The organism is Faecalibacter bovis, assembly GCF_017948305.1.
Taxonomy (GTDB): Bacteria; Bacteroidota; Bacteroidia; order Flavobacteriales; family Weeksellaceae; genus Empedobacter; species Empedobacter bovis.
In genome coordinates this window covers 315000-335790 of record NZ_CP072842.1, presented here as the reverse complement: position 1 = coordinate 335790, position 20791 = coordinate 315000, and the positions used below count along the sequence as shown (strand labels likewise).

Sequence of the window (20791 nt, the reverse complement as noted above, 5' to 3'; positions counted from 1 at the left end):
TGTAAAGTGTTATGATTAAATTCCAACTGATTAATTCAGAATTTTTAACAATACATGGAATTAAGACTTATAATATTGTGATAAGGATTATTCTAAAATAAAAAAGTTCGATAACCGAAGTTATCGAACTAGAAATATTTTAAGGATTTGATTTTAATCCATATCTGCGTAAGATGGATCTAAATTAAAGTCTTCCATAAACTTAGTTGTGTAATTACCAGCGATAAAATCTGGATCATCCATCAATTGTAAGTGGAATGGGATAGTAGTTTTAATACCTTCAATATAGAACTCTCCTAAAGCACGTTTCATTTTCTGAATTGCTTCTTCACGAGTTTGTGCAGTCGTGATTAATTTAGCAATCATAGAATCGTAATGAGGTGGAATTACATATCCTGCATAAACGTGAGTATCTACACGAACACCATTTCCACCAGGAATATTGATTGATGTAATCATACCTGGAGATGGACGGAAATCTGCGTAAGGATCTTCTGCGTTGATACGACACTCGATAGAGTGCATTTGTGGATAGTAATTTTTACCAGAAATAGGTTCTCCAGCAGCTAACATAATTTGTTCACGAACTAAATCGAAACCTGTTACTTGCTCAGTAATTGGGTGTTCTACTTGGATACGAGTATTCATTTCCATAAAGTAAAAATCACCATGTTTGTCAACTAAGAACTCGATTGTACCTACACCTTCATAACCGATATATTCAGCAGCTTTTACAGCAGCAGTACCCATACGCTCGCGTAAGTCGTCAGTCATAATTGGAGAAGGAGTTTCTTCAACTAATTTTTGATTACGACGTTGGATTGAACAATCACGCTCTGATAAGTGACAAGCTTTTCCGAATTTATCTCCAGCAACTTGAATTTCGACATGGCGAGGTTCCTCGATTAATTTTTCCATGTACATACCGTCGTTTCCGAAAGCTGCAGCAGCTTCTTGACGAGCAGATTCCCAAGCGTGCAATAAATCTTCTTCTTTCCAAACAGCACGCATACCTTTACCACCACCACCGGCAGTAGCTTTTAACATTACAGGGAATTTAATTTCCTTTGCAATTTCTAAGGCTTGTTCGTAGCTTTCTAATAAACCTTCTGATCCTGGTACTACAGGAACTCCAGCTTCTTTCATTGTTGCTTTCGCATTTGCTTTATCTCCCATACGGTCGATATGCTCTGGAGAAGCTCCAATGAATTTAATTCCGTGTGATTGACAAATTTTAGAGAATGTTGCGTTTTCTGATAAGAAACCGTATCCTGGGTGAATAGCATCAGCATCTGTAATTTCAGCAGCTGCGATAATATTCGACATTTTTAAGTAAGAATCTTTACTTTGAGCAGGACCAATACATACAGCTTCGTCAGCGAAACGTACATGTAAAGAAGTTTCATCAGCTTTTGAGTAAACAGCAACAGTTTTGATACCCATTTCTTTTGCAGTACGAATTACTCGCATTGCAATTTCTCCTCTATTTGCTATTAATATCTTTTTGAACATAGCTAAATGTTATAGATTAAGATGGGTCAACTAAGAATAATGGTTGATCGTATTCTACTGGCGTAGCATCGTCAACTAAAATTTTAACGATTTTACCAGAAACTTCTGATTCAATTTCGTTAAATAATTTCATAGCTTCTACGATACATAAAACTTTTCCAGGAGCAATTGTATCACCAACACTAATGAATGGATCTTTACCTGGACCTGATGCACGGTAGAATGTTCCAATCATAGGAGATTTTACAGTGATGTAGTTACTGTTTTCTTCAGTAGCAGGGGTAGCAGATTCAGTAGATGCAACAGGTGCTGGAGCTGCAGCTTGTGCAACAGGTGCTTGACCTGGTTGTGGTACGTAGTAAGATTGTGCTACTGGTTGGTTAGAAATTCCATGTAAAGTTTTAATCTTGATTTCGATGTCTTCTTGTTTAATGCTAACTTCAGCAACTTCAGCTTTAGACACAAATCTGATTAAATTTTGAATGTCTTTAATATCCATAATATAATGCGGTTTTTAAATTCGTTTTAACGTTACTTTTAATAAAATTTTAACCAAAGGTATTCAAAAAAAATAAAAAAGCTGCTTCTTTTATTAAGAAACAGCTTGAAAATCTTTCTAAGACTCTATTATTCAGTAACTTCTTGTACTTTTTCTAATACTACTTTTCCTTTGTAGTATAATTTTCCGTCAGACCAGTGTGCTCTGTGGTATAAGTGAGCTTCACCTGTAGTAGAATCGATAGCTAATTGTGGAGCTTCGATTTTGTAGTGTGTTCTACGTTTATCTCTTCTTGTTGACGACTGTCTTCTCTTAGGATGTGCCATATCTAACTACTTTTTTTTTATTTCTTTATATATTATTACTAAAAACCCTACGGTTTTAAATCTTTTAATTTTGCCCAACGTGGGTCGATATCGTCATCATTGTCGTCATCGTCATCGTTGTTATTATCATTATCTTCTAGTTGGCTAATATCGTAAATACTGTACTCATCTAATAAATCAGAGATTTCAGGATCAATATTACCTTCTAAAACATCAGGATGAATTCTTTTAACAGGAAGTGATAACATAATCAACTCGTATAATACTTGTGCTATGTTTAATTCGTATTCATCACGTGGAATAATCCAAATTTCACTGTCAGTGTCATCAAATTCGTCGCCAAATTTAACAATTAATTTGGCTTCATTCGAAATTTTTTGATCAAAATTTTCACCTGTTATATCACATGGTATAGTTATTTTTCCATTTATTTTGAAAAATAGCTCTAACATTGTTGAATTTTTCTCAAAGTCCAAATCAACATTAATATCAGGATTGTCAAAATCTGTCTCAATTTCAAACAAATCAAAGAACGATTGTGATATTTCGTAAGTAAAATCTGTTACCCCAAAAGGTAAACTAGAGAATACTATGGTGTAATTTTTTAGTTTGTCCATACCACGAAAAGGTTTGCAAAGATAATGTATTTTATTTAAAATAAATACCCTTTGACTAGTTATTTTATTTTTTTATTCTTTATTATCTCCTTTTTCTAACTTTAAAGGAATATGTTGAAGAACATTATTAGTTAATTCAGCGTAATCTAAGCGATTTTTATATAACTCTATAGCTAAATAAATTGCTTCTTTAAAAGATTCTTCGTTTGCGATTCCTTTACCTGCTATGTTATAAGCAACACCATGATCTGGAGATGTACGAACATATTTTAAACCAGCTGTATAGTTTACTCCTTCGTCAAACGCAATAGTTTTGAAAGGAATTAAACCTTGATCGTGATACATCGCTAAAACTGCGTCAAATACTTCTAAATTATCTGATGTAAAGAAACTATCTGCAGAATAAGGTCCGTAAACTAGTTTATCTTCGTTTTTGCAACGTTCGATTGCTGGAATTATAATTTCCTGCTCTTCAGAACCTAATAATCCATTATCACCTGCATGAGGATTTAATCCTAATACTGCAATTTTAGGTTTTTGAATCGTATAATCTTCAACTAAACTTTTATGAATTTGTTGAATCTTGTTGTAAACAGATTTTTTATGTATTCCTTGTGCAATCTTAGAAACTGGAACATGTTGAGTAACTAAACCAACTTTAATTTTCTCGGACACCATAAACATAAGTGGATAACCACCCCAAATTTCACCTAAATATTCTGTGTGACCAGGAAATTTAAATTCATCCGATTGGATGTTATCTTTGTTTATTGGTGCAGTTACTAAAACATCAGTAAAACCATCTGTTACAGATTGCGCTGCAGCTTTTAATGATTGAAAAGCATGTTCACCGGCTGCTTTTGTTACTTTACCAAATTGAACTTCGATTGTATCTTTCCAAAGATTAACAACGTTAATTTTTCCATCTACAATTTGACTTGCATCTTGAATACCTTGAAAGTTAATACGATCTAAGTTTAATTTGTCTTTTTGGTGTGATAATAATTTTGTTGAAGCAAAAATTACAGGTGTAAATAATTCCGTAATTTCTTTTTCTTTTAATGTTTTCAAAATTATTTCAATACCAATACCATTGTAATCCCCAATAGATATTGCTACTCGTATTTTTCTATCTTTTTCAGACATAATTTAAAATTAGAATGATTGAGCTGTTGGTTTCTTTTTTCTGAAAAATTGTTTGTAAATAATATCTATTATTAAACCTCCAATCCAAGAAAATAAGAATAATACTGGGCAAATTGCAATTTCGTACCAAGTTGGGTGATAGGGAGTAAAAATTACGTCGCCAAAAGCTACTAATAATAAAATGAATCCGATCAGCATAGAATATGCTTGTTTAGCTCTTTTTACGATTAAAGCTGTTGCGATACCTCCACCTAAAGCAGCGATTCCAGATGATAGCAACATCATCCCAAAGAAATTAACTTCAAATTCTTTTCCTGCTCCTCTAGAGAAGTATTTTATGATGTGTCTCCATTCAGGAAAAACAGCTTCGTCTTCCCAACCTAATTTATAAGCATTTATAGTAATGCCAGCATTAACAATAAGATATACAACGACTAGTCCTAAAACTACACCGATTACATTTCTTAAAACAGTCTTGTCTTTTAACATATTATTTGTTTGGGTTTTCTGTTATGCAATAGCAATGACAGAAATTTCAACATTTACATCGCGTGGTAAACGTGCAACTTCTACACATTCACGAGCTGGATAATTTGTATCTGTAAAATATGAAGAGTACACTTCGTTTACATCATTAAAATCGTTTAAATCTTTTAAGAAAATTGTAGTTTTTACAATTTGATCAACAGATGTTCCTGCAGCTTCTAAGATTGCTTTAACGTTTTTCATTACTTGATGTACCTCGTCTTTGATACCTGTTGTTACTAAACTTCCTGCAACTACATCAAAAGGAATTTGACCTGAAGTGTAAACAAATCCGTTGTATTTTACACCTTGAGAATATGGTCCAATCGCTTGAGGTGCGTTAGAAGTATAAATAATTTCTTTTTTCATAATGTTAATATTTTTTAAAATATAGATCGTGATCTATCGTTATATTTTAAGTCACTCAATATAGATGATTTTATTTGAATCATAAAACCATAATATTTATATCGACCCATAGGAACCCAATTGAACGACATTTTAAAGCTTCGTAAATCTCTTTCAAAGTTAAGATTTAACATCGTAAATTCATTTTCGATGAAATCATAAGTTGTCGTTGCAGAGATGTCCCAATATGGAGTAGGTTTAATAGTTCCGTTTAAATTTACTGTTCCTGTACTTCTTCCAGTTCTATTTGCACCTTTATTATAAGAGTAAGCTAAGTTAGCGCTAACACTCCATGGGATTGCATAATGTGCATAATTTTGGTCGTCGTAATAAAAATTTTCATCTCGAACACTTCCTCGTTTAGAGTAATTTTTTTCGTCGAATTTTTTTCCACCAAATGTAGAATTATCGAAAGTATATCCTGTACCAACTTGGAAATTTGATAAACGCGGTAATTCTAATTCATCAATATATTTTCCAGCATCTTTCCCTGGTTCGAAAGCAATTTTATAAGGGTTTAATTGACCTGAAAATTGTACGTTTACTTTTCTGTCTAAGAAACTTGTATTACCAGACATTGTAATAGGTGCAAGTCTAAAACTTGTTGCTGAGAAATTATAGGCAGTCGAGAAATTTAAAGATTCGAAGATTTTAACTTTCTTCACACCTTTAGGATCTTTCTCGTCTTTTACTTTCATTTCTAAATTATTCAGTAAACTGAAAGTTAAACTATTCGATAACTGAGGAATTGCAACACCGTATAAAGCTTGCTCATACTGATTGTACCAAATTTCTTCCATATTAGCACCTTCGTAAGATTTATAATATCCCCAAGATGGATTTTGGAAATTTGGATTGAAAGAATATCCAACCATAGGGCTTAATACATGGCGAATCCCTTGTATTTTAGCATCTTTGTTTGTGTTTATAAATGTACCATAAATATTTGTTGAAATGTTTGCAGATACATTAAATGTTCGATAAGCATTAAATCCTTTGATAACTTCATCAGAAGTTCTTTGGTTTAATGGATTGAAAGATTTTTGGATTTTACGATCACTCCATACTTCGTTATAAGAAGATGAAAAACTAAAAGGGAAATAATTAAATAAAGTTACACCAGATGTTAAATTCATTCTTTGGTTTGCACCAATACGAGATTGTTCTTCCCACATTGTTTTGGTGAAAATATCTTTATCGTTGGTTCTAATTTCGTTTGCACCTCTTAAAGTATAATCAACACCTAAATTCTGTATTAATCCTTTTTTAGCGCCAGCTTTTGGAGCAAAAGGATAAATACGCGACATATTAACATTTAAACTTGGCGCAGTTAACGTAATATTATTTAGTGGTGATGATTCGTTCGCTGTACTTGAATTCTGATTCATTTGTTGTGAATGATTCATACTTAAAGTTGCAGAGAATGGAGAATCTTTAAATTTCTTATTCAATGTAATAGATGAGTTTATATTATTAGTATAAACTTGATTATTTTGAATAAACTGTGTGTTAATCGAATTTTGATAAAATTTCGAACTAGAGAAATTTACATTAGCATTAAAATTTGTGTACGGATTTGATTTTGGATCTTGTTGATGTCTCCAAGTTACACGAAATAGGTCATTTTTATCAAAAGCATTATTACCAGAAGTTAAACCTTTAATCCCTGTAATTCTTTTTTCAAAACTTGCCGAAAAGCCTCCGTTATATCTATAGTTCTTTTTATAGTTACTGTCAGTTCTTAATCCCCAAGATCCTTTTGTATAAATATCTCCGGTTAATTTGATATCCCAATATTCTCCAATAGGAACATATAATCCAATTCCTTCAACAAAAAATCCTAAATCAGATCTTTCACCAGGTTTAGGCATTAATATCCCTGCAGATCTCTTGCTTCCCAAAGGAATGTACGCAAAAGGAGCTACTAAAGGAGTAGGAATGTCGTAAATAAACATTTGGGTAGGACCTGCAATTAATGTTTTATTTTCGCCATTATTAATAAGTTTTCCAGGCGAAGTGCGAATAAAATAATCTCTGTCTGGCGTTTTACCATCTTTAAAATAACTATCCGTTGTGTATTCAGCTTTATTCAAATACATAATAGAGTCGTTTACACGCTTTACTTTGTCTGCTGTAATAACACCTTCTCCTTCGGTCATACGTACATTATATGCTATACCAACTTTAGTTTTAAAATTGACTTTAAATGCATCTTGTGTAAATTCTTGTTGACCTTGAATAAATTTCGTAGGTTCAATTATCTGACCGATTGAATCTCTTTTTCCTTCGGCATATACATCACCAGTATTCCAATTTAATTCAATATAATCAGCGTATATAGACATATCACCATATGTTACGCGAGCATTGCGTAAAAAATATGATGTACGTTTTTTAAGATCATGTCTTTCGTCTTCAGACTCCCTATCCACGATAAACTCTAATTTTTCTTTCTTTACATTAATTACAGTATCTAATTTTATTGTATCAGTAATTATTTTAGAGTTATCTTTATTTGTATTATTTTCAGTTGTCTGGCCAAAAGTTATAGTACAAACCATAGCCGGACTTAAAAATAATATGGATTTTAATGCGTTTGTAAACAAATTGAAAAACTTATTTTTTATAAATTGCGTCAAAATTAATCAAAAAAACAATCCTACAGTATGAGATTAAAAATGATTAACATACAAAAGTATCTATTTTTTGCTATGATGTTGCTTTTTTCTTCAGTTTCATTTGCACAAAAAAAGACAAATTTTGTTGTTGTGTTAGATGCCGGACACGGTGGAAAGGATGCTGGAGCTAGAGGAGTGGCTGATTTAGAGAAAAATATCGCATTAGATGTTGTTTTAAGATTTGGATCGATGATTGAAAAAAATCATCCAGATGTTAAAGTAGTATATACAAGAAAAACCGATGTTTTCTTAGAATTGTATGAAAGAACTAGAATCTCTAACGATAATAAAGCAAACTTATTTATTTCGGTACACTGTAATGCAGCCAAAAATACTTCTGCTTACGGAACTGAAACTTTCGTGATGGGTTTAAATCGAATGAGCGAAACAGATGAGGTTTCAAGAGCTGAAAACTCTGTTATCTTTTTAGAGAAAGATCAAACGCGATACGAAAAGTTTAACCCAAAAGATCCTGAAGCTGTAATTGCTTTCGAAATTATGAATGCTGCTTACAAAGAGCAATCTATTCGTTTTGCTGATTTAGTCGAAACTAAATTTTCTAAAGAGCAAGGTCGTCACAGTAGAGGTGTAAAACAAGCAAATTTCCACGTTTTAAGAGGAAATGCTTCTCCTTCGGTTTTAGTCGAGTTAGGTTTTATATCTAATCAGGAAGAAGGAACATATTTAGCATCTAACGAAGGTAAACAAGCTTCTTCTGAATCTTTGTATAAAGCTTTTAAAGAATTCAAAAGAGAGTTTGATCGTCGTTCGGGGATTAATGCTGAAGAGGAAAAGCCAAAACCAAAACCAGTAGAAAAACCATTAGAAGGTAAAATTTTAAAAATTAAATTTTTAGAAACAACTTTAAAATATACAGTTACAGCTCCACAATTAAAAGGATTAACTGATGTAGAGATTGTGCAAGATGGTACTAAATATATTTATTATTATGGTAGTACAAATTTACAATCTCGTGCAGATGAATTATTAAATTCTGTAAAAAGAAAAGGATTTAATAGAGCTGAAATTGTAGAGTTTGATTTGAATAAGAAATTAGAAGGTCAAAAAAATTATCGCGTATTATTTATGTCATCTAACAAAAAATATAAAGATCGCGATGATCGATTCAATGGATTGTCTAATGTGTTGAGAGTGAAGAGTGGTGGTGTCTTTAATTATTATTACGGAACAGATAAAACTCTGGATACTGCACAAAAAACATTAGAATCAGTACAGAAAAAAGGATTTAGAAATGCATTCATAGTTACATTCAATGGTGAAGAACCTATGTAATATTGATTAATTCTAGATAAATATTAATTATTTTTGCAGAAACATACATAACGTGAAGATTTCAAAAGAAGCCAAAATAGGTGTCGTAGTATTATTAACATTAATAAGCTTTTTTATCTTATTTAATTTTTTAAAAGGTAAAAATATGTTCACTTCAGGAAGAGTGTTCAAAGTTAAATTTGATAATGTTAGTGGACTAGCACCATCAAAGCCAGTATCGATTAACGGACTTAGAGTTGGTCGTGTAGAAGAAATTAAAATTATTGAAGATAAACAACCAATTCATTTCGAAGTTTTAATTTCAGTTGAAAAAGATGTAGAATTTTCTAAAAATACTGTTGCTGAAATCTACGAACCAGGAATTATGTCTGGACCAGAAGTTCGACTTATTTTAGACTACGGAAAAGATATTGCGGAAAGTGGTGATTATTTACCAGGTCGTGTAGCTGGCGGATTATTAGCTGGTTTCCAAGAACAATTAGGACCGACTCAAACTAAAATTGATTCAGTTTTAATTACTTTAAATAAGACTTTAGCAGGCGTAGATTCTATGTTAGATGAAGAAAATAAACAAAATTTAAAAGTTTTATTAAAAAATTTAAACAACACAGTTTCTTCATTTGATGCAACAGCAAAGTCAATCGAAAAAACATCTAATTCGGCAAACAATTTAATTGCATCTAATGAAAAGACAATTACTAAAACATTAGATAATGCTAATACAACTTTAGCTTCTACAAAAGCAACAATTGAAAAATTCGGTAAAACTGCTGATAAAATCAATTCAATGGAGCTAGAGAAAACAATCAAAAACTTTGAAGATGCTTCTAAAAATCTTACAATTTTATTGGATGATATCAATAAAGGAAAAGGAACTTTAGGAAAATTGGCCAAAGAAGACGATATTGCAAATGAATTACAAGCTACAATCAAAAATATGAACGTGTTAGTAGAGGATTTAAAGAAAAATCCGAGCAGATATGTAAATATTTCTGTTTTTGGCAAAAAACAACCAATTCAAAACTAAAATCAACACCTCAAAACTCACAAAAAAAATAAATTAAATGATGAATTACATTCCAAATGTAATCTTTGCTCTGATAATGATTGGTTCGTTATGGTTCTTTTCACAAAATGTGAAGAAAATCATTCGTAATATCAAGCTTGGAAAAAAGATTGATCGTTTCGATAATCCATCGGAACGTTGGGCTACCATGTCAAAAGTAGCTTTAGGACAAGGAAAAATGACAGTAAGACCAGTTGCAGGATTTTTACATATAATCGTGTACGTTGGTTTTTTACTAATAAATATTGAAGTAATTGAAATTATCATCGACGGATTATTTGGTACACACCGTGTATTAAGTTTCATGGGAGGATTTTACGATGCAATGATTGGATTTTTCGAAATTTTAGCTTTCGGAGTTTTAGTATCATGTATTATTTTCTGGATTCGTCGTAATGTTATTAAAGTACAACGTTTCTGGAAACCAGAAATGAAAGATTTCCCTAAAGAAGATGCGAATTACATCTTATTTATGGAAGTTGCATTTATGTTTGCTTTATTAACAATGAATGGAGCTGACCAAGTCTTACAACAATTAGGAGCTGAACATTATGTGAAAGCAGGTTCATTTCCAATTTCTTCTTGGTTAACTGCACCTATTTTAAGTTCGTTTAATGATATAACTTTCTTAACAATTGTTGAAAGAGGAGCTTGGTGGTTTCACGTAATTGGAATTTTCTTCTTCTTAAACTATTTATATTATTCGAAACATTTACATATCATATTAGCCTTCCCAAATACATGGTTTTCTAAATTAGAGCCTAAAGCAGAGTTCACAAATTTAGAATCCGTTACAAATGAAGTTAAGTTGATGATGGATCCAAATGCAGATCCATTCGCAGCACCTGCAGAACCAGCAGGTGAACCAGAAACTTTTGGTGCTAAAGATATTTTTGATTTAAATCAAGTTCAATTATTAAACGCTTACACTTGTACAGAATGTGGACGTTGTACATCGGAATGTCCAGCGAATTTAACAGGGAAAAAATTATCTCCTCGTAAAATTATGATGGATACGCGTGATCGTATTGAGGAAGTAAGTAAAAACATTGACACAAACGGTAAATTCGTGGACGATGGTAAATCATTAGTTAATGATTACATCACTCCAGAAGAATTATGGGCTTGTACATCTTGTAATGCATGTACACAAGCTTGTCCAGTAAACATTGATCCATTATCAATTATTGTAGATTTAAGACGTTACCTAGTAATGGAACAATCTGCAGCTCCTAATGAGTTAAATATGATGATGACTAATGTTGAAAATAATGGTGCTCCATGGCAGTTTAATAATGCCGATCGTTTAAACTGGGCAGATGAATAAGTCCTGATGAAGTTGTGCTTTTACTCCAAATCTATTAATTAACACAAATAACAAACATACACACACAATGGAAGATTTCTTAAAGGAAAAAATCGAAAACGGAGAAAAAGTAAGCCCAATTTTACCAGAGCACGTAAAAAATTATTTAATTGATATTGATGGGACTATCTGCGATGATATTCCAAATGAAGAACCAGAACGAATGTTAACTGCAGCTCTTTATCCAGATGCTTTAGAAACATTAAACAAATGGTACGACGAAGGTCACATTATTACATTTTTTACGTCAAGAACTGAAGATCACCGAGAGTATACAGAAATTTGGTTAGCAAAACATGGTTTTAAATATCATGGCTTAATAATGGGAAAACCTCGCGGAGGAAATTACCATTGGGTAGATAACCACTTAGTTAGAGCAACTCGTTACAATGGTAAATTTACAGATTTAGTTGAGAAAACTGTTTCCATCGAAGTTTTTGATGATGGAAATCACGATTCTTAATTAAAGATTCAAAAAAAACAAAAAAGACTACAAAAAACTATGTCAAATATAACTGTTAAAACAATGGCTCAATACATGGCCGAAGGTAAACAACCAGAAGTTTTATTCTGGGTAGGTTGTGCCGGAAGTTTTGATGATAGAGCTAAAAAAATTACAAGAGCATTTGTAAAAATATTAAATAATATTGGTGTTGAATTTGCTGTTTTAGGGACTGAAGAGTCTTGTACAGGAGATCCAGCAAAACGTGCAGGAAACGAATTTGTTTTCCAAATGCAAGCAATGATGAACATCGAAGTGTTAAATGCATACGATGTTAAAAAAATCGTTACAACTTGTCCGCACTGTTTTAATACTTTAAAAAATGAATATCCATCATTGGGTGGAAATTACGAAGTATTGCACCATTCACAATATTTACAACAGTTAATAGACGCTGGAAAACTGAAACTTGAAGGTTCAGAAACTTTCAAAGGTAAAAGAATAACTTTCCATGATCCATGTTATTTAGGCCGTGGAAACGACGTTTATGAAGCGCCACGTACTTTAATTGAAAAATTAGATGCTGAGTTAGTAGAAATGAAACGTTGTCGTACACGTGGATTATGTTGCGGTGCTGGAGGTGCACAAATGTTTAAAGAACCTGAAAAAGGGGACAAAGACATTAACATCGAAAGAACAGAGGAAGCTTTAGAAGAAAAACCTCAAATCATTGCAACAGGTTGTCCTTTTTGTAATACAATGATGACGGACGGAGTGAAACACTTCGAGCAAGAATCAAAAGTTATGGTAAAGGATTTAGCCGAATTAATCATGGAAGCTAAAGATTTATAATTAAATCATAGATACAATAAAAAACCATCTCATCAGAGATGGTTTTTTATTTAATTTTGTTAAAGATAATATACAATAATTTCAATTAAATATATTTGCTTATCTTTGCAAAATATTTAAGGCAATTTCGGCTTGAGATTTAGAAGATTTATTCTTCAATACTTTTTTTAATTTATCATTTGACCTAGTCAATTTTCATTAATTTCTGTACTTCTAAAATTTATTTATAAGTTCTTCTTATAGCTTTTATTATTAGAATCTAAATTTCAAATGTCTTGAATATTAATATTCATTAATAATAAAATAGTTATGGCAGAATCTACTTCAAAGAAAGAAAAAGATAAAAAGAAAGTTCTTAAAAGACTTGAAAAATTAAATAAAAGAGAGCAACGTAAAGAAAACAACAATAAAGGAAAATCTTTAGAAGAGATGATTGTTTATGTAGATGTATTAGGAAACTTTACAGATGTTCCACCACATTTACAAGACAAAGAAGCTGATCTTAAAAACAACGAAAGATTAGAAGTTAAAGAAATTTTTATAGAAGGTGTAGTTGACAACTATAACGATGCTAAAGGTTTTGGTTTTATTAAAGTATTAAATACTACAGATAAAATTTTCTTTCACTTTAAAGAATCAAGAGAACAATTAAAAGTTGGAGATAATGTATCTTTCAAAAAAGTTTTAACCGAAAAAGGGTTTAAAGCAACACAAATATCAAAAAGATAAATAATTTAATAAATAAATAACATGCAAGAAGGAACAGTAAAGTTTTTTAACGAAGAAAAAGGATTTGGATTTATTACAAATGCTAACGGTGAAGATGTATTCGTACACGTAACTGGATTAATTGATAGAGTTAGCGAAGGTGACCAAATCGTTTACAAATTAGAAAACGGTAAAAAAGGTTTAATGGCTACTAATGTGAAGTTAAAATAAGAAACCTTCTTATCTTTGTCTTAATATTTAAAAATTTATACGATGAATTTAGCAGACGATTCAAGAATTTGGATTTTTCAAGCCAATCGTAAATTCTCTTCTGAAGAAAAAGATATTATAACAGCAAAGTTAAAAAATTTTATCGCTGATTGGAATGCTCATGGAGCTGCTCTTTTAGCCGATTTTGATTTACCTTACGATCAATTTATTGTTGTTGGTGTTGATGAAAAACAGGCCTCAGCAAGTGGATGTTCTATTGATAAATTAACAAAAATTATTCGTGAATTAGATTCTGAATATAATTTTGAGTTTTTAAACAGAATGTTAATCGCTTTTGAAGAAAATGAAAATATTAAGATTGAAAAATTACCTACTTTTAAATCAAAAGTAAAAGAAGGTCTTTACAATAATATTAAAGTCTTTAATAACGGAATTTCTAATTTAGCTGACTATAAATCAAGTTGGGTTTTACCTATTGAAAAAAGTTGGGCTAATACGTTATTAAGCTAATAATATACAGTTTTTATCGACTGAAGCCGTACTATCTAAGTGCGGCTTTATTTTTGCTATATTATTATTGAAAAAAAATTAAATTTACTGTAACAAATATTTATTTAAAATGAAAAACAAAGGATGTTATAATCCGCGAAACCAAAAATGCATTTTTTTAAAACAAGTTTTCATATAAAATCGCAAAACTTTTCGCAAAATTTAAACCCTGTTTAACTTATGCTTAAACAGGGTTTAAAATATATTATAATTCCTTCAATTTAATTATTAAATCTTCAACACGGTCTCTTAAATATTCTTCAGTGTAAAATGTCTTTAAAATATCAATTAGTTCATATTTGTATTCATCTTTTAAGGTCTCATTTTTATTTTTAAGATCATTCAAGTAATTATCTAATGTAGATAACGCTTTTCCAGCACTTCCAACTTTAGTAGCAACAATATATAAAATTATATTTTGAGGATCTTTTAAAACAGCTGAATCTGGATGATAATCTGTAAGAGATATTTTTAAGTCATCTTTTAATTGGCCAATACTTGATGATATTCTACCATTAAAGCTTTGTAAATTACTATTAGCTAATTCAGTTACCTTCTTTAAAGATTTTGTTTCTAAATCTTTTAATGCCTTACTATTATCTCTATTTGACTTAATAAAATTCACCAAATTAAAACCAAAATACACCGTAAATACTGTTCCAATCGTCCAATAGATAGTATTCAATATTTTATCATTTGCATCATTTAAAGCTTCTAACTTAGCTTCTAGCTTAACGTTTTCTACTTTTAATTGGTTTATTTGTTCCTGATAATCTATTGTTTTAGGATTTGAAAATGCTATTATAGGAATCAATAAAAATAAATACTTCATATCATAAATTTTAACACAATAATACATAAAATATATGCATTTTGAAGTGTAAATATTTTGCAAACTCGCTAATAATCACTATCTTTATATAGTAATTGGGATTTTACATTTCATCAATTAAGGCCTTAAGCCTTTGCTTAATTAGAGGGATGTTTCTTTTCCATTCTACAGTTTCTTGACCTTTTTCATACATTGGATAAGGTTCTTCTTTAAATCTAATCTTTACTTTTTTATCCAATGGATAGATGTATCGGTATGTTTTAACCCTGAATATCTCCCAATCTTGAAGTATAAAGCCAATATTACTTCTTATAAATCTCTTTTTAGATGTACTGTTTGTAAAGTTTTGTTCATGTGATATTTCTCCAGTTTCTTTATGTTTAAGAAACTTAGTATAATGATATCCAAAATACTTAAAATTAGAAGCCTTATAGATGGTTCCACAACCTAAACGCCCATCAGCAAATGATTGTATAGCAACTATGTTTTTATCTAATAGTTTAATCATTTTAATGGAATGTGCAATCAATAAGCTTTCAGCATTCTTTCCTAAGGTATCATCAATCCACATACGATTTAATTCAATCATCCAAGCATTAGGATTTGGATGAGATATAAGTTTTGCTTTAACATTTTTCATGTAACCATATACAGCACATCCTAAGCATTTATCAGGGTTATCATAGCTATAAACCCCAAAATTATACACTCCAAATCCACCATCATTCCACTTGTGAGAATAATGATTTTTAATAATAAGTTCTTTAGCTGTTTGTTTATCAATTTGTTTAATTATTAGTTTACCTAAATTCTTTGTTTCTATGATTTTTTCCATTTTCTTTATTACATTTGTAGCTCTCACGGATTTATTAAATAGCAAAGCCACCATTAAGAAGACATTACTGTCCTCCAACGGTGGCTTTGGTGCTAAATTTAAAATCCGTGAGAAGTTTTTAAATAGTTGAAGGACTTTTATTTACCTCCTTTTAGTTGTTTAATTGCAACATAAATTGCTGTCCCAACAACGAGGACTGATCCTATTACTGCATATATCCAAAAGCTTATATCTGTTTTTTCTTTTTGTGTATCACTTTTGAAGCTATCCAATAACTGCTCGGATCGTTCCGTTTTATTTTGCTGAAGATTAGCTTTTATGATACTATCAAACAATTTAATTGCTTCAGCTTTTGTAAAGGTTTCATCCTTTGAATGCGTTTTATCTAAAGCCATTTGCAAGGCTCCTTGTATATCAACCTGCAACCCTTTATCAGTTTCTTGAATAGAAAACGAGCCTTTATCTTCATTAGATTTACCGTTAAATACTAATCCAAGCTTTGAAAGCAAACTTTCATTGGATGAATAGTTACTTAAAAAGTCATGCGATGAATGCTCTATTTTTATATCTGCAGAAGAATCATTTCGGATTTGATTTTCGGTTTTAATTTCAATCCGTTCCACTTCCTTTGTCTTACGCTTTACTGCACAGGCAAAGAGAAAAAACACTATACTAAGAAAAATACAAAGCTGCCTCATCCTTTCTTCGTTTAGTTAAACCATTCAACACTTTACCGCCTGCCTTATTCCATTTAACAAACTCATTAGCGATTGTTTTATCATTTGGATTAGCATTTACTTTTTTTAGTAATGTAGACTTAGAAAGATTCGTTGCGCCTAAATTGTAGCAAAATGAAACAAGTGCATCAAATTGATTTTGATTAACTGGTTTACGAACTAACAAAGACACCTGTCTTTCATAAACCTTCAACATCTCCACTAATAAGCTTGAAGCTTCTTGTTCTGAGATTGCTTTATCCTTCATTGTTACTTTCTTCTTATTTGGATAATAAGTAGCTCCGTAACCAATTGTTGGAATACCAATTGGATCTAAATAAGGTTTTGATTTAAATCCTTCATATTTTTTGATTAACGCAAGGCCTTTTTTTCCTGTGTTCATACCTTAATTTTTAAAATGAGTTTATCCTGATCGTGTAGTTTTACACAACTTTTAATTGATTTTTAAATACTGTTTAAATGATTTTTAAAACCTACTGAATAGTAAGCTTACCACGCCTATTTGAATGCAAAAACGCAAAATACCAATGCCATTTGCTAGCATATCTTTTTGATCAAATTTTAGATCTTTCTTTTCCTTTTTTAACCCAACTATGAATGAGATAATTATAGCTGGTAAGATTGCCCAAAATTGAATAATAAAAAAGCTTGGGATGAAGATGATCCAACAAATCAAATTACTCAGACTTTCATGAGCAATTTTGTCAATGTTTTTATTGAGCCAATTTAGAAGTATCATATTTTTCAAATAAGCATACCGTTAAGATTCCTATCAATGGAAGCCAGCAACCTCGTGCATATTTATCTCTTGATTTTGCTGGTATAATTACAGCACCTAGCATTGCTCCGAAAATATCAGTGAAAAACCACATAACAACCAAAGATAATAATGGATATCCATCAGAATTCGACAAACCTCCTGTAATAATCAAGAAGAAAATTGCAACTGTAAAACGTCCTGCAAAGTGGGCTAATAAAGATCTACTTAAAGTATCATCAAATTGCTTTCCTTCGTATTTTACTCCTGGCCTTTTCTCAGTAAGATGTGAATGATAGAATACACTTAAAACGTGTTGAAATCGCTTAATAAAATTTTTCATATATAATTTGTTTAAATTTCCCAATTGATAGACTTTAAGCAATGATTTTCATCGATAAAATCAAGAATAGAAACTAAGAGTTTACCTGTCTTCGTTAATTTCCCAAAGTGTTGATTTTTCCCTAATGCTGATGAAACCGTTTCTTTGAAATTTCCAAACTGATAGCCGTCTTGTTGAATAAAAATGTGATTAAACAATGATCTGTATTGATGATTGCCAAAGCGATCTATATCTACAGCCATACTTCTCCAATAATCAAACAAACGTTTCCAATTGAATTTCTTTTTTACGAAATTGACGTAAACAAAGGAGAATGGTTCCAACAACACAAACAGCGTTAAAGCCACTAATACAAGCAATAGATTTTTCATTATAACTTGGTAAAGATTAACGGATCAACAGCTTGTTCATCATCAATATATTGCTGGATAAATGCAGTGAATAATTGTGGTAATGCTTGAACTGAACTTAAAAAAGTTAAGTACTGTACACAATTTACATGTTTTGGTTCTTGCTTAGTTTCCACTAATTCGTCTTCTTCGTTGTAATAGTTGGTTTCATACAACTTGCGAGTTCCATTAGCATCTACCAAGGCTGCGATATCATATTTAAAACGTTCTAAGTTTGGAACTTTAAGATTCAAATCCATTGCAGCTCCAGTTATTTTATGAATCAATATTCGTTTAGGAATTGCTTTAAAATAACCTTCCGAAAGATTGATAATTACATCTTGTACACGAATTACTTGTCGGTAATTAGGATTATCTACCATATCAGGCAATGGTAATTCAACCAACTGTAATTTTGTGTTCTCTATTGCAGCTATCAATTGTTGATCTTCCTGCGGTATAATTTGTTCTCTTCTCATATTTAAAAATTTATTAAGAAATTGCTGTTGCAACTGTAACTGTAAAACCAAGTGATTCCAAATAAGCAACAGCATCATCTGATGCGCTTGTTCTTGTACCTTGTAGTCCAATCGATTTATTACCTATAGCAGTAGTCACTTGACTAGCCATATCATTCAATAATAAATCTATTGATGATGATGTCATTGTTTTTGATAATCGAAAACTATTTAATTCAGGATTCCAAACCTTACCACCGCTATATATTACTGAAGTATTAGTAGCAGTTAATACTGATCTAACAACAAAATTCTTTAACGATGGAGGTAAGTATTTTAAATCTCCATGCATATTTAATGATAGATTTTGAGCAGTGGTAGTACGCGCTTGAAAGTAAAACGATTCTAATTCAGAATTAGTAGGAATATTATTTAAGTTATACACTAACGAACTATGTAAATTTTTAACATCGATATTAGATAAATAAACTCTCTTAATGTATTTCGGTATTAAAGCTAAATCCCCTGCTAAAACAGCTTGTACTGTAGCATCTCCATATACATAACTGTCAAATGAAAAACTATGTAATGCTGGGAACTGTTTTAAAAAATTACCTAAATTTTGAATTTCGAATTTATTATGGTTATAAAAAATACTCGGATTATTCGAAGTATGAATTTTCCTAACAGCTATAGCATACACATCTTTATAACCATATTGAAAAACAAATCTTAAATAACCTGATTGTTCTGTACTATAATTATTTAATGGAATTGATATTGCATTAAGATTATCCCAAGTTGAATAATCTACCATCTTATCAGTAGTTACATCACTTTTAGTTCCATCTAAATTGATAACTTTCATATTCCCACTTCTTGTTGAAAATACAATCCCACTATTAATTGTATTAGTATACTTTAACATTGCCAATTCTGGGGATTTATCAAAAAATAATGCTGGATTATTCATAATTAGAAGTATACAAATTAAACACATTACTATTCCCTACACGAGACAACATGAATCTACTTCCTGATATACCATATACAACATCTGTATAAGTAACTTGGTTAATCACTACTCCTGCACCGCCAATAATTGTTAATCTTCCACTTCCTAATTTAATACCAGACATGATAAAATTTTCTGGTAGAGATGAAGGAACTATTAATGATAAATTAGAAGTTCCATTATCAAATAAGATATTTCTATTTATCATAGAGCTACTTATATTCGTATTAGATGTAATTACTAACATATCTTGTACTGAAGAAAATTCAGTTAACAACTCTTGTGTTACACCAGCATTGTTTGTAAATTTCAATTTATTTCCATCCGTATGTATCGAATTGGGATGCGAGTTACCTGTTATAATATTCAATGAATATCGATTTGCCTTGATGTAACCATTCAAAAACTGAAGTGTAAACCCACCAAGATTCACATTTCTATTTCCAGTTAAAGTTCCATCAGCATTATACAGATTCTCAACCTCGATATCTGTTACACGCAAAGCATTGCGCCAAGCATCAATTTGCTCCTCACTCAATCCTGTAGCATCTTTCAGCGCATAGATGGATAAATCCATCTGTCCACCACCACTAATATTAGCTATTTGCTCATTAACCCACGCCTGTGTCGCTAATCCTGTAATTGCATGCCCAATCTGCCAATCCACTTCTTCAGCCGTGTAATAGCCTGATAAATCAACTGATACATTAGCCAATTGCTGATTAACCCAAGTTTGCGTTGCCATATCAGACAATGCAGTTGTAAATTGAGTTTGAGTAACGTAATTAGTTAAATCCAACGATCCTCCTAATGCATCCCATTCGGCTCCATCCCAAACGTAGTTCATTCCTGTATCAATCACATTGCGAACATCTCCGTTAAGATTACCATCCATTGGTAAATCTGCATAAGTAGCAACTGGAGACATTAATCGATAGATTGAAGTAATTTGATTATCAATCATCGATTGAACTACTTCTGGAGTTGTATATTCAATATGAATGTGACCTAAATTAGACTTCGAATCTAAAATTGTTGTAAGATTCTGTATTGAAGACATAGGAATTAAATCATTCTTATGCCAAAACGAATCTATCCAAGTCCAAAAATGTTCTTGTAATGGTTTTAAACCTCTTTTAAACCATTGTTTTATAGTATTACGATCAGCAAGTCTTTGCTGAGCATTATTATTTACATCTGCCATAAT

The 20791-nt window shown here is 31.2% G+C and carries 25 protein-coding genes; 8 read left to right on the top strand and 17 right to left on the bottom strand.

The annotated features are described in order from the left end of the window. Positions 1–153: 153 nt before the first annotated feature. From accC to J9309_RS01665, 8 genes are all read right to left on the bottom strand, one after another. Positions 154–1512 (bottom strand): acetyl-CoA carboxylase biotin carboxylase subunit, encoded by a 1359-nt coding sequence (gene accC / locus J9309_RS01700; protein WP_230476729.1) that lies wholly within the window; start codon positions 1510–1512, stop codon positions 154–156. 16 nt (positions 1513–1528) lie between these two features. Continuing rightward, a complete protein-coding gene (gene accB / locus J9309_RS01695) occupies positions 1529–2011 on the bottom strand; it encodes an acetyl-CoA carboxylase biotin carboxyl carrier protein (RefSeq protein WP_230476728.1) in 483 nt (160 codons plus the stop codon). Between the two features lie 128 nt (positions 2012–2139). Further along, entirely contained in the window at positions 2140–2337 is a 198-nt protein-coding gene (gene rpmF, locus J9309_RS01690; protein WP_121933571.1) for a 50S ribosomal protein L32, read from the bottom strand. 47 nt (positions 2338–2384) lie between these two features. Continuing rightward, the gene (locus tag J9309_RS01685; protein ID WP_230476727.1) at positions 2385–2954 is read right to left on the bottom strand and encodes a YceD family protein; all 570 of its coding nucleotides are present in this window, start codon (positions 2952–2954) and stop codon (positions 2385–2387) included. Positions 2955–3026: 72 nt separating this feature from the next. Further along, the gene (pdxA, locus tag J9309_RS01680) at positions 3027–4100 is read right to left on the bottom strand and encodes a 4-hydroxythreonine-4-phosphate dehydrogenase PdxA (RefSeq protein WP_230476726.1); all 1074 of its coding nucleotides are present in this window, start codon (positions 4098–4100) and stop codon (positions 3027–3029) included. Positions 4101–4109: 9 nt separating this feature from the next. Next, entirely contained in the window at positions 4110–4589 is a 480-nt protein-coding gene (locus J9309_RS01675) for a hypothetical protein (protein WP_230476725.1), read from the bottom strand. Positions 4590–4610: 21 nt separating this feature from the next. Next, positions 4611–4994, bottom strand: coding sequence for a RidA family protein (locus J9309_RS01670; RefSeq protein WP_230476724.1), 384 nt, complete (start codon positions 4992–4994; stop codon positions 4611–4613). 14 nt (positions 4995–5008) lie between these two features. After that, on the bottom strand, positions 5009–7594 hold the full coding sequence (locus J9309_RS01665; RefSeq protein WP_230476723.1) for a putative LPS assembly protein LptD: 2586 nt from the start codon (positions 7592–7594) through the stop codon (positions 5009–5011). A gap of 117 nt (positions 7595–7711) precedes the next feature. On the opposite strand from J9309_RS01665, the gene J9309_RS01660 reads away from it, so the two are divergent. The 8 genes from J9309_RS01660 to J9309_RS01625 all read left to right on the top strand — a co-directional run bounded on the left by J9309_RS01660 (position 7712) and on the right by J9309_RS01625 (position 14179). Continuing rightward, positions 7712–9004 carry an N-acetylmuramoyl-L-alanine amidase family protein gene (locus J9309_RS01660; RefSeq protein WP_230476722.1) on the top strand — a complete coding sequence of 431 codons (1293 nt, stop codon included), beginning with the start codon at positions 7712–7714 and terminating at the stop codon, positions 9002–9004. Between the two features lie 145 nt (positions 9005–9149). After that, positions 9150–10031, top strand: a complete 882-nt coding sequence (locus J9309_RS01655; RefSeq protein ID WP_230476721.1) for an MlaD family protein — start codon at positions 9150–9152, stop codon at positions 10029–10031. 40 nt (positions 10032–10071) lie between these two features. Continuing rightward, on the top strand, positions 10072–11397 hold the full coding sequence (locus J9309_RS01650) for a (Fe-S)-binding protein (RefSeq protein WP_230477832.1): 1326 nt from the start codon (positions 10072–10074) through the stop codon (positions 11395–11397). Positions 11398–11464: 67 nt separating this feature from the next. Further along, a complete protein-coding gene (locus tag J9309_RS01645; protein ID WP_230476720.1) occupies positions 11465–11899 on the top strand; it encodes an LNS2 domain-containing protein in 435 nt (144 codons plus the stop codon). A 39-nt stretch (positions 11900–11938) separates the two neighbouring features. Then, complete coding sequence (locus tag J9309_RS01640) at positions 11939–12730, top strand: (Fe-S)-binding protein (protein WP_230476719.1); 792 nt, start codon at positions 11939–11941, stop codon at positions 12728–12730. A gap of 309 nt (positions 12731–13039) precedes the next feature. Then, on the top strand, positions 13040–13459 hold the full coding sequence (locus J9309_RS01635; protein WP_230476718.1) for a cold-shock protein: 420 nt from the start codon (positions 13040–13042) through the stop codon (positions 13457–13459). 21 nt (positions 13460–13480) lie between these two features. Next, positions 13481–13669, top strand: coding sequence for a cold-shock protein (locus J9309_RS01630; RefSeq protein WP_230476717.1), 189 nt, complete (start codon positions 13481–13483; stop codon positions 13667–13669). Between the two features lie 42 nt (positions 13670–13711). After that, the gene (locus tag J9309_RS01625) at positions 13712–14179 is read left to right on the top strand and encodes an ABC transporter ATPase (RefSeq protein ID WP_230476716.1); all 468 of its coding nucleotides are present in this window, start codon (positions 13712–13714) and stop codon (positions 14177–14179) included. 244 nt (positions 14180–14423) lie between these two features. Here the strand turns inward: J9309_RS01625 and J9309_RS01620 are convergent, their stop codons facing one another. From J9309_RS01620 to J9309_RS01580, 9 genes are all read right to left on the bottom strand, one after another. Next, on the bottom strand, positions 14424–15050 hold the full coding sequence (locus J9309_RS01620; protein ID WP_230476715.1) for a hypothetical protein: 627 nt from the start codon (positions 15048–15050) through the stop codon (positions 14424–14426). A gap of 103 nt (positions 15051–15153) precedes the next feature. Next, on the bottom strand, positions 15154–15885 hold the full coding sequence (locus tag J9309_RS01615) for a Mom family adenine methylcarbamoylation protein (RefSeq protein WP_230476714.1): 732 nt from the start codon (positions 15883–15885) through the stop codon (positions 15154–15156). Positions 15886–16022: 137 nt separating this feature from the next. Continuing rightward, positions 16023–16583 (bottom strand): hypothetical protein, encoded by a 561-nt coding sequence (locus J9309_RS01610; RefSeq protein WP_230476713.1) that lies wholly within the window; start codon positions 16581–16583, stop codon positions 16023–16025. Further along, entirely contained in the window at positions 16558–17004 is a 447-nt protein-coding gene (locus J9309_RS01605) for a lysozyme (RefSeq protein WP_230476712.1), read from the bottom strand. The genes J9309_RS01610 and J9309_RS01605 overlap by 26 nt, the downstream gene beginning before the upstream one ends. A gap of 331 nt (positions 17005–17335) precedes the next feature. Continuing rightward, positions 17336–17722, bottom strand: coding sequence for a hypothetical protein (locus tag J9309_RS01600; protein ID WP_230476711.1), 387 nt, complete (start codon positions 17720–17722; stop codon positions 17336–17338). Between the two features lie 11 nt (positions 17723–17733). Then, on the bottom strand, positions 17734–18093 hold the full coding sequence (locus tag J9309_RS01595; RefSeq protein ID WP_230476710.1) for a hypothetical protein: 360 nt from the start codon (positions 18091–18093) through the stop codon (positions 17734–17736). After that, complete coding sequence (locus tag J9309_RS01590; protein WP_230476709.1) at positions 18093–18590, bottom strand: hypothetical protein; 498 nt, start codon at positions 18588–18590, stop codon at positions 18093–18095. Before J9309_RS01590 ends, J9309_RS01595 begins: the two co-directional genes overlap by 1 nt. A 13-nt stretch (positions 18591–18603) precedes the next feature. Continuing rightward, positions 18604–19542 (bottom strand): hypothetical protein, encoded by a 939-nt coding sequence (locus tag J9309_RS01585; RefSeq protein ID WP_230476708.1) that lies wholly within the window; start codon positions 19540–19542, stop codon positions 18604–18606. After that, complete coding sequence (locus tag J9309_RS01580) at positions 19535–20788, bottom strand: hypothetical protein (RefSeq protein WP_230476707.1); 1254 nt, start codon at positions 20786–20788, stop codon at positions 19535–19537. The genes J9309_RS01585 and J9309_RS01580 overlap by 8 nt, the downstream gene beginning before the upstream one ends. Positions 20789–20791 lie beyond the last annotated feature (3 nt).